The sequence below is a fragment of the Nostoc sp. NMS2 genome (assembly GCF_017115105.1).
Taxonomy (GTDB): Bacteria; Cyanobacteriota; Cyanobacteriia; order Cyanobacteriales; family Nostocaceae; genus Nostoc.
In genome coordinates, this window is record NZ_JABXKH010000064.1 from 1 (window position 1) to 13232 (window position 13232).

Consider the following 13232-nt stretch of genomic DNA (forward strand, 5'->3'; position numbering starts at 1 on the left):
CACGCCCAGATTTAACTGAGAGGTGCGGGGAATAATATCCCCCATCGACTCAACCGAAGCCCCTGGCACAATAATGTCTGTAAATTCTAGTTTTCATTCCTGTAGAAAAGAGGACTGAACAAGAATCTCTGCGCCTTGTGTCAGTTGGGTTGGGATGGTCAAATTAACCCGGACTGCTAGCAACTCAGTCATAGTTCGTCCTCCTTATGTACTACAGTAAATAATTTACATTACTACATTAGCCTATTCCAGAAAATTCGTTTAGGGACTTCCAAATAAAAAAGACTCAACTACTTCTTGTGGGATGGGCGACACGAGCGCCCCTATACAAAGGCGCTCATGTTGCCCACCCCACAAGATTGGGTAATTTATTTGTTGGAAGTCCCTTATCCAATCTTGTGGAGTGGGCACTTCTAACTTGTTCAATTGGCTCTTTGACGCACATGTCGTCCATCAAGCCCTTGCTTAATCCAACTCAGACATTCGTATTCGGATTTGAATAATTTTGGAGCCGCAATATTATTCAATAACTCTGGTGGATAATGATCGTAAAAGCATTTGTCTCCTTCTTGGAAGATAATAATCAAATGGTTACGGTAAATGTAGCGAGACTTAAAAGAATCTCTCTGGTTAACAAACTCTGAATTTTGATCGATATGTTCTTTAGCAATGTCAATGATATTACTAACGCCGCTTTCATAGATTCCTGCTGGGTTTTCTGCTTTGTGAAATTGGCTTTTGTGACCAATTTCAGATAGCAATTTATAAGAATAAATCTCGTAGTTATCAACTTTCCCAAAAATTAATGGAATGATGAGATATCCTTTGTATGAGACTGAGCTTTCATAAAGAAGACGACTCATCTTAACCTCCTTTGGTATAACTGCTTTTAAAAAAATTGCTTAGTGGGACTATTCCCTCTGCTCCTTGGGCCCTGCCTTTCAAGACCATAAACTGAGTTGATTGGGGGGATGCTCAAGGTTATTCCAAGGTAAGGGTGGAACTGGTGTATCACTCTGTTCTAATAGCTGTTGGAAGTGACGCGCTATGTTAGGCGATCGCGCTTCTATTGGACAATGGACAAAGAAATAAACTCGCACTCCCGCCTGTAACCATTGCTGAATCTGCCTTACCCACTCTTCCATAAACGGCTGATTCACTGATAAATTTGGATGGGAAATAAACCGAATCAGAGTAAAAGGTGCTGTCACACTCAATTGCAATGGTAATTTGGGTTTACGTCGTTCTGATTGCAACTGGGGGTCATCATCTCCAGTGTAGATGGGCCGCGAGTCTAAAAGTACCCGTCCTACACCTAGCTTTTGTAAAAGCGCTGTCAAATTACTAGCATAGGGTTCTCTGAACCAGTCTGGATGACGAACTTCCAGCGCTAGGGGTGCGTCGGTGTGCGGCCAAGCTTCCAGAAAACTAGTCAAATCGTCAAGTAATGCAGGTGCATAACTGGGTGGTAACTGGGCAAATATTGGGCCAAGACGCTTACCTAAAGGGTGCATCCCTTCCAGAAATTTTAAAGCCGCCGGAATATAAGATTGTAGCAACCCTTGATGGGTAATATCTCGCGGTAATTTTAGACAAAATTCAAAACCTGCTGGGGTTTCGGCAGCCCAACGGATAACTGTTTGTTGGTTAGGCACGGCATAAAAGGTGGTGTTACCTTCTACGGTGGTGAAGCGACGACTGTAAAGATGGAGAAAATCGGCGGTGCGAGTACCTTGGGGATAGAGTTCGCCCACCCAACCTTTATATGCCCAAACAGCACAACCAATAAAAAAGTTCACAGTGCCTAAAAGCCTTGATGTATCATATTCAATTTTACAGGCAGGTTGTAGGGATAGATAAAGCTAGTGGTCTGTCCCATAAGTTTTGCAAGGTTTGTAGTGAGCGATTTATCGCTCACTTTTAAGCACTGAAGTGCTTACTACAAACTTTTAATAACCCTGCAAATTTAATGAGACAGACCACTAGGAGACTTTACCAAAGCCGCCTCCTCCAGGAGTTTCTATCACAAAAACATCTCCAGGCTTCATCTCTACTGTTGCTGTGCTATCTAAATTTTCTTCAATTCCATTCTGACGTTGTATCCAGTTGCGTCCAACAATTCCGGCTTTCCCACCATTTAATCCAAAGGGAGGGATAACCCGATGTCCTGAGAGTATATTAGCTGTCATAGGTTCTAAAAAACGGATGCGGCGGACAACTCCATTACCACCGGAATATTTTCCTTTACCACCGCTATCAGGACGAAGACTAAAGCTTTCTAAAAGTACAGGATAGCGGGTTTCTAAAACTTCTGGATCGGTCAAACGGGAGTTAGTCATGTGAGAATGAACACCATCAGTTCCATCAAAATCAATTCCTGCCCCAGAGCCGCCGCAGATAGTTTCATAATATTGATATTGCTCATTACCAAAAGTAAAATTATTCATCGTCCCTTGAGAAGCAGCCATGATACCTAGAGCGCCATATAAAGCATCAACAATGGTTTGAGAAGTTTCGACATTACCCGCTACCACTGCGGCTGGATAAATTGGATTCAGCATACAGCCGACCGGAATAATAATTTCCAGAGGGTTAAGACACCCAGCATTCAGAGGAATATTATCATCAACTAAAGTCCGAAAGACATACAATACTGCTGCTTGAGTTACAGCTTTCGGAGCATTGAAATTACTATTTAATTGCTCAGAAGTTCCAGTAAAATCAATGGTGGCACTACGGCTTTCTTGATGAATTGTAACTTTTACTTTAATTTTTGCCCCATTATCCATTGCATAACTAAATGAGCCATCTTTGAGAAGGTTGATAGCCTTTCTAACTGACTCCTCAGCATTAGCTTGCACAAACTTCATATAAGCTTGAACAGTCTCAATTCCGTATTGTAAAACCATTTTATAAAGTTCTTGTCCTCCCCATTTATTTGCGGCAATTTGTGCCTTAAAATCAGCAATATTTTGGTCGGGGTTACGAGCGGGATAAGTATGATTTGAAAGATGCTGTCTTACTGCGGTTTCTCGGAAACTGCCATCTTCAACCAAGAGAAAATTATCAAAAAGAATTCCTTCTTCTTCTACTGTGATACTGTGGGGAGGCATTGAACCGGGGGTAATTCCACCGATATCTGCTTGGTGTCCACGAGAAGCAACAAAAAATAGGGGCATTGGGTATGGATTATTTTCACTACTTTCCAAAAAAACAGGGGTAATTGCGGTGACATCAGGAAGGTGGGTTCCACCGTTATAGGGATTATTAGATAAATAGACATTTCCCGGTTTTATGGTGTCGCCTTTATCGTTAATTAAACTGCGGACACTTTCACTCATAGAACCTAAATGTACGGGAATGTGTGGGGCATTTGCTACTAATAATCCCGATGAGTCAAAAATAGCACAGGAAAAATCTAGCCTTTCTTTGATATTCACTGATGTGGCCGTGTTTTGCAACACAATTCCCATTTGTTCGGCGATAAATTGATAAAGATTTTTGAATATTTCTAAACGAATAGGATCTGGTTGAGTTGTTGTGTACATGATTGACTCCTATTATTTGCTAAGATTATCTACTAAAGTGATTAAAAGTAGTTCAATGAAAATTCGGTCTGGTACACCTGATGATGTATTCCTAATTTTTTCCTTCATCCAAAAAAAGTCTGAATTTGATAGAAAGATTGGTGCTTATTCTGGTGTACTTCAAGTTACTGAGGATAAAATACGTCAAACAGTTTTTGGAACAGTACCTTTCTCTTACGTTTTATTTGCCGAAACCTCAGAGCGTGTAGTTGGGTTTGCTTTGTATGGATTTAGATACTCATCTTTTGTAGGGCAACCGAGTATTTGGCTTGATGATTTGTATGTAGATGAAGATATGAGAAGTCAGGGAGCGGGAGCCGCATTAATGAGTTATTTAGCTCAAGTTGCGAAGGACAATAACTGTACCCATCTTGCTTGGAATGCTGGTGTTCGCAACCGTCGCGGACTTAGTTTTTACGATAGGCTAGGTGCAAAAGTTACGGAACAGAAAGATAATCGCTGTTTTTTAACTTGGACACCACAAATACTTGTTTTATAAGCAGTTTATTGACTCTGTAAAATTAAATGATTATATTCAGTTAATCTTGCTTGCCAGTTAGGTTCCACTACAATTGTGCTAATTTTTTCAACCACGATCGCAGGCCCATTAATACTATCTTCTGGTTGTAAATCTTCCCGTCGGTAAACAGGCGTATCATGCCATTTATCAATACTAAACATCCTTACTATCTCAACGGCTTCGGGGGCTTCAAATAGAGAACGTGTACGAGTAATTAAGGGTTCTTCGGGAGTCTCCATTTTCTGAATTACTTCTACTGAGGCTGATTCAACAATTAAAGTTTTTTCTAATTGAATGAAACCATAGCGGGATTTATGTTCATCCTCAAATTCTTGCCGCATTAATACCACATCATCGGCAAAATTAACGGTTAAAGTAGAGTTAGTTCCTTCATATTTTAAGTTGACTTTTTGGACTATTTCTGTTTGAGCATCAGTTTCATCTATTTCACTTCTAGCTTGAGTTTCTAAATATTCCATTAACTGGTGTATTTTAGAGATTAATGATTGGGTTAAAGGCTGTTCTAATCCTCCTTCTCTAATTGCACTGACATCTGCTAATCCCATTCCATAAGCAGAGAGAACACCAGCATAGGGATGAAGAAATATTTTTTTCATTCCCAAGGTATCGGCAATTAAACAAGCAACTTGTCCGCCTGCGCCGCCGAAACAACAAAGCACATATTGGCTAACATCATAACCCCGTTGCAGACTGATTTTTTTAATGGCATTCGCCATATTTTCCACTGCGATCGCAATAAATCCGGCCGCTACCTGTTCGGGAGTACAATGATTGAATGTCGCGGCTTGAATATCTTGGGCTAATTGGGTAAATTTCTGAATGACAATATCTTTATCTAAAGATAAATTGGCATCAATTCCAAAAACTGAGGGAAAATATTGTGGGTGAATTTTGCCTAACATCACATTGGCATCAGTAACCGCTAATGGGCCGCTACGTCGATAACAAGCAGGCCCAGGATTTGAACCAGCAGATTGAGGGCCGACACGATAACTAGAACCATCGAAAAACAGAATTGAACCGCCTCCAGCAGCAATGGTATTAATTGCTAATACGGGAACTCGCATCCGCGCCCCAGCAATTTCCGAATCTAGTTGTCGTTCGTACTCTCCTTGAAAGTGGGCGATATCTGTACTTGTCCCTCCCATATCAAAGGTGATAACTGAATCAAAACCTGCTCTTTTACTAGTTTGAATTGCGCCGACAATACCACCAGCTGGGCCACTTAAAATACTATCTTTGCCTTGAAATTGTCGGGCTGCGACTAAACCCCCGTCAGATTTCATAAACATTAATTTTACTCCAGGTAGCTGATTCGCTATCTGGTTGACATAACGGCGGAGAATAGGAGTTAAATAAGCATCGACTACTGTTGTATCTCCTCGGCTGACTAATTTCATTAACGGACTAACTTGATGAGATACGGATATTTGGGTAAAGCCGATTTCTTGGGCGATTTTGGCTATTTTTTGTTCGTGATTAGGATAGCGAGCGCTATGCATAAAAACAATAGCACAACTCCGAATTCCTGTGTTATGAACCGCTTGTAAGTCATTTTTGACTTGTTGAATATTTACAGGTATTAATTCATTCCCATGAGCATCATAACGTTCGTCAATCTCAACTACCTGCTCATAAAGCATAGTTGGTAAAACGATATGACGGGCAAAGATGTTAGGACGGTTTTGGTAGCCAATTCGCAGTGCGTCTTTAAACCCTTTGGTGATGATAAGAACAACTCTGTCTCCTTTGCGTTCTAACAACGCATTTGTTGCTACTGTTGTCCCCATTTTTATCACTTCTATTGCTTCAGTAGGGATGGGTTCGTTACCGGAAATACCCATAATATCTCGTATACCTTGAATGGCTGCATCTTGATATTGTTCGGGATTTTCTGAAAGCAGTTTATAAACTATAATCCATTGCTCTTTAGGTAGAGAAACAATTAAAAAACGTTCAGGATGTCTTGAGAGTCTGTCTATAATTGCCTGATTATTAGTAACAGCAATAATATCTATGAATGTACCACCGCGATCGGCAAAAACTTTCAACATTGCTTTATTTCCTTAATGCTATAAGATATTGTTAAAATCGTTATTTATATCAAACGATTACAATTATTCAACATTAAATATAGACTTTGTTGGGTCACATTTTTACTGAACTTATAAAAATTATTTTTTGGGGTTTTTGCCTCGTTCTAAAGCTCTTGATGCTTGTGGCGGAGGTTCGGGCGGCTTTTGAAGTATTTCAATAATTGCAGTAATGACTTCATTGATTTTTGCATCCTTCAGGTTTCCGATAAATCGAATAACATTACTTTTATCAACCGTGGCAATAATATTAGGGCGAATGTAGCAAGGACTTAAGTTTAGTTTGCCAACTCGGAAGTCTTGATCTTCTAACTTAATTTCATAGTTTCTGCCTGGTTTGCTGGTGATAGGACAGACAATGATATTGTTATTATCTGATTCAGCAATTACTAAAGCAGGTCGTTTTTTAGTAGCTGAGGTATCAGAAAAGGGGAAAGGTATTGAGATGACATCACCTTTGGCAAGGTTTTCTAGAGATTTTTCCAAGCTTCATCTTCCTCTGGATCTAGCCAAATTTTGTTCAGCGATGACTCACTTAATTCCTGAAAGTCTTTCACTAATACTTGAGAAGTATATTCATTGCTATCTGGCAAACTTTTAATTATTTCAAGTGGTAGTCCGGTTAGTTTTGCTATTAAAGCCAAATCAATACCTTCGTGCAGCATATTGAGTGCAACTTGGGTTAATCCCTGCTGCAAACCTTGCTCCCATGCTTCGCGTAAGGTTTGAGATTGAATTGCAAAGTCATGCATGATTTTCAGTTCATATTACTCTGCTTTAATAATACCTCGAATCTTACACTTCTATTTGTGTAAGTTGTTTCTGGATAAATATAATACTTTATATTTTTGCTGTTGTATATTCCGTTTTTCAACCACTATTTAGATAGCTTGCTTGTTTAGTGGAATTACAACTATAAATTCTGTACCCTGTCCAGGATTAGAAATACATTGTAATTTTCCCCGATGTTTTTCGGTGATAATCTGGTAACTAATAGATAAGCCTAATCCCGTACCTTTGCCAACTGGTTTAGTAGTAAAGAATGGTTCAAATAATTGTTTTTGGACGTTTTCTGGAATGCCTATACCATTATCAGCAACGCGAATAACTACCTGATTGTCACTAGTGAGTTGAGTATAAATTCTAATTTGGGGAGTTGATAGGGCTGCTTTCTTTACTCCCCATTCACCATTCTCCACTGCTTCTTCTAAAGCATCGATCGCATTTGCTAGAAGATTCATAAATACCTGATTCAGTTGTCCGGCATAACATTCTACTAATGGCAGATCGCCGTACTCTTTGATGATGTCAATTGTTAGAGAGTTAGATTTAGCCTTGAGTCGATGTTCTAGAATGATCAATGTATTATCTATACCCTCATGGATATTCACAGCTTTCATCTCTGTTTCATCTAACCGAGAAAAGGTTCGTAGAGATAGGACAATTTCTGTGATTCTTTCGGCACCAACTGTCATAGAATTTAACAAGTTGGGCAAGTCTGCTATCAAGAAATCTAGGTCGATGGCTTCTGTTTCTTTTTTAATTTCTGTTACTGGATTAGGATAGTTTTGCTGATATAGTTGCAGTAGTCTCAATAAATCTTGGATATATTGATTGGCATAGCCGACATTGCCATAAATAAAATTGATTGGGTTGTTAATTTCGTGCGCTACACCTGCTACCAACTGCCCCAAACTGGACATTTTTTCACTATGCACGAGTTGAGATGCTAGCTGCTTTGCCTCTTGGCGTAATTGTGCTTCTGAGTATCGTAATATCTGCTCTGCTTGTTTGCGCTGGGTAATGTCGTGGAGAATGACGACATACTCCTGAAAATCTTGATGAGGGCGGTCTGAGATGGAAACTTCCAGGATTTTGTTTTTGCCATTGCGGAGTAAGGTTTGTTCGCTGCGCTTTGTCCACTTGTCTGGATAGTGGACTAATGCAGTTAGCCATTTGTTGAGGTAATTTCCCCGCAACTCAGATGGGTTGACACCAAAGAAAGATTCAGTGGCTGGATTCGCCTGCTGGATAATGCCTTGCTCATCCACAACTAAAATACCATCTTGAGCAACAGTAAACAGGTGTTCGGCAGATTCTCTGGCTTCTGCAATCGCTACCACTTGCGGTAAACTTGTCCAACAAGCGATCGCTACTCCCACAAATGCCACTGTCATCAGCAGCACCACAAATATATTCTCACCCCCCTCACTGGTCACTTTATTAAGTTTGACACCAAATAACCAGCCAACTGCCACTGCGCTGCATAGTAAAAAAATCAGGATGCTCACCTGAAGCACTACCGAGTCCTTGATAATTACCTGAGAGCGCGTGCGATATCGCCGCATCCACCAACTGGGATGAAATGGAGGGAAGTTCACCCGCCTAATAACTGCATCTATTGCCATAACGCCAATGGGAAATAATAGCCCAATTAGCAAGTTGAGCCAACCCCAGGCAAATCCGCCCACCACTAGCACCACAACTTCTAACAGCAGAATGGCCAGAGATATGTGAGGGAACAAAACTTCCGAGCGATCGCGCCGCAGCCAAAGCCCCAAATGCAATAACATAAAGGAGACAAACCAGCCAACATTACCAACGGCTACGATTCGCGCCACATCTCCCCAAATCAGATAAATCAGGCACAACACCAGTGTTAATGTCAGCGCTGGGACAAACACACCCCGACGTGACACAACGGAAAATACAGGTGAGATGTGTTTATCTAAAGCCAACTGATACAAAATCCGAGGGCAATTAGAAACAACCGTTGCCGAACCTAAAAGACAAGCAGCCACCAGCAAAAAGGAAACACTTATAGCTGCTGATTTTCCCCAGAAAGGTTGGGAAGCCGCCACCAGATTCAGAAAAGCATTGTCTTTGAGGCTTGGATCGGTTGCTAACCGCATCATTACCCAAGATCCCCCCAAAAAGATCGGTGGCATCATCCAAGCCGCAACATCCAGAAAGCGCAGCGTCTGGGTGGGTTGGCGGCTATCAGCGACAAAAGAAGAAGCCGTTTCACAACTGTAGGTGGCATAAGTGACGAAAAAGAACCACTTGGCCCAATCAACAAAACCTAGAGATGACCAATTGCTAGGAAAAAACCCAGGACTATCAACAGAGAAAGCTAACCAGCCAAGACCCTGTACACAGAAGGTCATTAGCAATCCAAAGGCTGGAATTACAAAAAAGAAGTGTAAAATACTCAGGGCGCGAGTCCCACTAAACGCCACTATAAACGGCAACACTGTAAAGCCAATATTCAGAAATATTTCTGGACAGGCAATACCCAGCGCCTCCAAATTCACCTTAATTAAATCTTTGAGGACGATTGTATTAACTGCCAGGTAGGAAACCCAGTTGAGGAGGTATCCAATTGCGGCATAGCAAGCTAGTCCTGGGTAGTTTTGCAGCAATTTAGTGGCATAATTAGGCGTTCCTCCAGCTACATTTATAAAATGCATACCCAAGCGTTTTACTTGGTAGTTGAGCAGCATTCCGAAAATCACCGCAGGTATCCAGACAAAAATAGCTTGGGAACCGAGAGCAGCATGAATTGCTGGAACCAATGCTGTCCAGGAAATATGAGCCGTTAAACCAAAGCCCCAACTTTCAAAAGCACTCAGGCTTCTAGTCAAGCGAGGGTAAGAAGATTGGCCCAAAGTCGGATTAGCAGGATGGGACATGATTGGCAGTGCTGGGTGGGATACTGTAATTAACGCTCTTTTATGACTCTCGTGGGATAAAAATCATCCACCCTTATTTTTAAGGACTTTGATGAACTTAGGCGTAGGTTGGGTTGAGGAACGAAACCCAACACCAACAATCTCTGATTTTGTTGGGGTTTCACTAAAGTTCAACCCAACCTACGAATATTTTATTTTTTCGGAGTAATAAAAGAGCGTTAAGCTTATTAGCTAGAGTTCCCATCTTCTAAATGTTCTGAACAGAGACTTTTTGCTCGAAATCATACAGAGAAAATTACCTTTACAATACCAATATTTCATAATTTGGGCTTCAAGGTGCGTAGATGCGGAGCGGCTTGTCGTCAGAAATCGCTTTAGTAGCCGATCTTTTCATCCTGCCTGCCCCTGCTCCCCCTGCTCCCCTGCCTCCCCTGCTCCCCCTGCCTGCCCCTGCTCCCCCTGCTCCCCTGCCTTCTTACTCCCACTCCATGCTTTCAGGAAGCTTCTTATTGAGAAAGCGATCCATGCACCGCTCCGCTAAAGCCGCGATGGTTAGCGATGGGTTAGTGCAGGCAGTCGAACCAGGAATCAGAGAACCATCAACAACAAATAAATTAGAATAGCCGTGGACTTTGCCGTAAGTGTTGCATACAGCACCCATAGTTGCACCACCAAGGGGATGCGCTGTCGCACTAAAGTCAAGTGGTGCGCCAAAAGTAGTACCATTAGCTTGATTTAGCCGTTGGTAAGTATACTGATTAGCCTGGGTAATTTTCTGATTATTGGTTGAGTCTTTCGGCCAGAATAAATTAGCTGATTGCGTAGAAGTATTGTAAGTCAGATAGCCCTCTGGCTTGGCGATCGCAAGACTAACAGGAGCTAACACCCCTTGTGGAACTATGGGAAAAGGAAGTTGCTCGATGACTAATGGAGCGATGGGATTGTCGAAGTCTTCAATTACTACCGATGCTGGCCCGCCCAGTGTGGCATTAGTTTGACTAGAAGTAACGATCGCACTCACCCCATCACCGTTAGTTCCCCACAATTTTCCGACTTGATTGTTCAGGCGACGCAATGTCCCATTGTGCTTGGCACGTAAAAGCAATTCGGTGGTACCAATGGAACCGGCTGCTAAAAACAGATAGCGACAGATAAAGGATTTTTTAGCCAGTACAACTCCCCGCTCATCGATTTGATTGCAGGTAACTCGGTAACGCCCAGCATGGCATTCTTCGATCGTGTTTACTACGTGTAGGGGTCGGATTTCCACCTTTTTAGTAGCTTCTGCCATGCTGAGATAATTTCGATCTAAGCTATTTTTTGCACCACTATTAAGACCATAGTAAACTTGACCTGCGATCGCTGAAGGAACCTTCTTACCCGCAATTTCTTGGCGAACGATATCCCAATCAACAGCGACATCAAGCTTGCGGGCTTTTAAACCAGCTTTGGCTGCTTGCTCTAATAAAATCCGGCTTGCCAAATAGTAGTCAGTCTGTAAAATCTCATCTGGTATAGGAGATGGTTTGAGGATGGAACGCACTCTTGGATAGTAAACTTTATCCAGTTCCTCATATTTGATGCTGCGTGGAAAGACTTGATAAAAAAGTTCTTTAGTTGGCTGATAACTGACAGCATTGTAGACTAGAGAACCGCCTCCCACCCCCGCCCCACGATAAGCAATAATGCCATCGCCTACCTTAACATCAAGGACACCAGTATAAATATCAATCGGAACTTGGTTGAATATAATTGTAGTCGGACTTAACCAAGTAGAACGACCATCGGGGTTTTGATATGTGGAGAAAGTATTACCTGCATTGGTTATTGGCCATCGTCGTCCCCGCTCCAATACTATAGTTTTAATTCCAGCTTCACCAAGGCGCAATGCTGCAACTGCTCCACCAAAACCGCTACCAATCACCAGCGCTTCTACACATTCTTCACCACGATAGGTTGCAGAAGCAATGTTAGACACACCTATACTTGCGGTTGCTGCCAGTGTTGCCCGAATAAATTGACGACGTTTAATTACGCCTGACATAATTGATTTCCTGTATTAGTTGATTATGCACCGACACCTTGACATAGCAGTTGAAATAACTAGCTGCAATTGATGTCTTTAAGGAATTACAGAAGTAACTCGAAAATCTCGACCATCTGGTTATGGCAACTTCTGTTACATTCGTTGCACAATCCTAAAAATACCAGTATCAAAAATAGTTGATCTGCCAAATTGCCAAAAACTTGTTTTTGTGTATTTAGAGACTGCTAAATAAAAAAATATCCAACTACTGATTGCGGGGTAGTTGTCTCACCCGCCTGTAACACTTCGCGCTATTCTTGATCAAACAAACGTCAGCGAACAAGTTTATTGCAGCGAACTTTAAAAAGCATGGGTGGCAAATTAATTGTATTTGAAGGGGTGGAAGGCTGTGGCAAAACCAGCCAAATGCAGCTTTGTTCCCAGTGGTTGGAAAGCCTGGATGTTTCTGTGGTGGTAACTCGTGAACCAGGGGGAACAGAGTTAGGCTTACATCTTCGCCGCTTGCTACTAGAGAAGGCAGAGGATAAACCAGTTGCTGAAGTGACAGAACTTTTATTGTATGCTGCTGACCGATCGCAACACGTTGAACAAGAACTTAAACCAAATCTGGCAGCAGGGAAATATATTTTATGCGATCGCTACACTGACTCTACCATTGCCTACCAAGGATATGGTCGCGGTTTGAACATAAGTTTAATTAATCAGCTTAACTATATTGCCACTGCTGGCTTAGAGAGTGACTTAACTATTTGGCTAGATGTCGATGTCGAAATCGGACTAGCCCGCAAACGGGGAGATGGAGTAGGATTCGACCGCATTGAACAAGAAACAATCGCTTTTCATCGGCGCGTTCAGCAAGGATACGCAGAGTTAGCAGCATCTTATCCTTCAAGAATTGTGCGGGTAGATGGCAGCTTAAGTAAAGAAGCTGTGCAACAAGTAATTCAAGAAATTCTGCGCGTCCACCTGAAGAGGTTGCCATAGGTATCGTCTCAAATTTTGAAGGCAAAATTTTTTGAATTGTTTACTTAACTGTCTTAACTGTCCTTGCATCCTTGCTTTAAGCCTGAGAATATAAAAGACAGGTAATTTTCCGATTCCACATCCGAATCTAAGACTATTGCATTGCTCACAAAAGCGTTGGTGCAGACTGCCGCAGGCATCGTTATCTTCAGGGGTCTAACAAACACTGAAACGAAGCTTGCTTTGCCATTTATATATTAAATAAAAGGTTGGGAGGAAGAGTTTGGGGACTTGACAAGAAATAAATTA

10 protein-coding genes are annotated in these 13232 nt (G+C 41.7%); 2 read left to right on the forward strand and 8 right to left on the reverse strand.

Annotated elements, in window-relative coordinates:
• Nucleotides 1-422: 422 nt before the first annotated feature.
• From HWQ36_RS12500 to HWQ36_RS12510, 3 genes are all read right to left on the reverse strand, one after another.
• Nucleotides 423-863 (reverse strand): hypothetical protein, encoded by a 441-nt coding sequence (locus HWQ36_RS12500; protein WP_292702714.1) that lies wholly within the window; start codon nucleotides 861-863, stop codon nucleotides 423-425.
• Between the two features lie 78 nt (nucleotides 864-941).
• Entirely contained in the window at nucleotides 942-1799 is an 858-nt protein-coding gene (locus tag HWQ36_RS12505; RefSeq protein WP_292702716.1) for a DUF72 domain-containing protein, read from the reverse strand.
• Between the two features lie 183 nt (nucleotides 1800-1982).
• Nucleotides 1983-3548 (reverse strand): hydantoinase B/oxoprolinase family protein, encoded by a 1566-nt coding sequence (locus HWQ36_RS12510; protein ID WP_292702718.1) that lies wholly within the window; start codon nucleotides 3546-3548, stop codon nucleotides 1983-1985.
• A 55-nt stretch (nucleotides 3549-3603) separates the two neighbouring features.
• Here HWQ36_RS12510 and HWQ36_RS12515 point away from each other — a divergent pair, with 55 nt between their 5' ends.
• Nucleotides 3604-4086 (forward strand): GNAT family N-acetyltransferase, encoded by a 483-nt coding sequence (locus tag HWQ36_RS12515; protein ID WP_292702720.1) that lies wholly within the window; start codon nucleotides 3604-3606, stop codon nucleotides 4084-4086.
• Between the two features lie 5 nt (nucleotides 4087-4091).
• Here the strand turns inward: HWQ36_RS12515 and HWQ36_RS12520 are convergent, their stop codons facing one another.
• From HWQ36_RS12520 to HWQ36_RS12540, 5 genes are all read right to left on the reverse strand, one after another.
• Nucleotides 4092-6182, reverse strand: a complete 2091-nt coding sequence (locus tag HWQ36_RS12520) for a hydantoinase/oxoprolinase family protein (protein ID WP_292702723.1) — start codon at nucleotides 6180-6182, stop codon at nucleotides 4092-4094.
• Nucleotides 6183-6302: 120 nt separating this feature from the next.
• Complete coding sequence (locus HWQ36_RS12525) at nucleotides 6303-6707, reverse strand: type II toxin-antitoxin system PemK/MazF family toxin (RefSeq protein WP_292702725.1); 405 nt, start codon at nucleotides 6705-6707, stop codon at nucleotides 6303-6305.
• Nucleotides 6692-6973, reverse strand: coding sequence for a hypothetical protein (locus tag HWQ36_RS12530; protein ID WP_292702728.1), 282 nt, complete (start codon nucleotides 6971-6973; stop codon nucleotides 6692-6694). The genes HWQ36_RS12525 and HWQ36_RS12530 overlap by 16 nt, the downstream gene beginning before the upstream one ends.
• Before the next feature lie 129 nt (nucleotides 6974-7102).
• Nucleotides 7103-9913 carry an amino acid permease gene (locus HWQ36_RS12535; RefSeq protein WP_292702730.1) on the reverse strand — a complete coding sequence of 937 codons (2811 nt, stop codon included), beginning with the start codon at nucleotides 9911-9913 and terminating at the stop codon, nucleotides 7103-7105.
• A gap of 475 nt (nucleotides 9914-10388) precedes the next feature.
• Nucleotides 10389-11957, reverse strand: coding sequence for a GMC oxidoreductase (locus HWQ36_RS12540; protein WP_292702732.1), 1569 nt, complete (start codon nucleotides 11955-11957; stop codon nucleotides 10389-10391).
• Between the two features lie 351 nt (nucleotides 11958-12308).
• Between HWQ36_RS12540 and tmk the strand changes: the two genes are divergently transcribed.
• Nucleotides 12309-12944 carry a dTMP kinase gene (gene tmk, locus HWQ36_RS12545; RefSeq protein WP_292702735.1) on the forward strand — a complete coding sequence of 212 codons (636 nt, stop codon included), beginning with the start codon at nucleotides 12309-12311 and terminating at the stop codon, nucleotides 12942-12944.
• Nucleotides 12945-13232 lie beyond the last annotated feature (288 nt).

Bases quoted from the DNA above. Each gene is read 5' to 3' on its own strand.
- HWQ36_RS12515 (WP_292702720.1), top strand. From the start codon at position 3,604: ATGAAAATTCGGTCTGGTACACCTGATGATGTATTCCTAATTTTTTCC.
- HWQ36_RS12535 (WP_292702730.1), bottom strand. From the start codon at position 9,913: ATGTCCCATCCTGCTAATCCGACTTTGGGCCAATCTTCTTACCCTCGC.
- HWQ36_RS12540 (WP_292702732.1), bottom strand. From the start codon at position 11,957: ATGTCAGGCGTAATTAAACGTCGTCAATTTATTCGGGCAACACTGGCA.
- tmk (WP_292702735.1), top strand. From the start codon at position 12,309: ATGGGTGGCAAATTAATTGTATTTGAAGGGGTGGAAGGCTGTGGCAAA.
- HWQ36_RS12520 (WP_292702723.1), bottom strand. From the start codon at position 6,182: ATGTTGAAAGTTTTTGCCGATCGCGGTGGTACATTCATAGATATTATT.
- HWQ36_RS12510 (WP_292702718.1), bottom strand. From the start codon at position 3,548: ATGTACACAACAACTCAACCAGATCCTATTCGTTTAGAAATATTCAAA.
- HWQ36_RS12500 (WP_292702714.1), bottom strand. From the start codon at position 863: ATGAGTCGTCTTCTTTATGAAAGCTCAGTCTCATACAAAGGATATCTC.
- HWQ36_RS12530 (WP_292702728.1), bottom strand. From the start codon at position 6,973: ATGCATGACTTTGCAATTCAATCTCAAACCTTACGCGAAGCATGGGAG.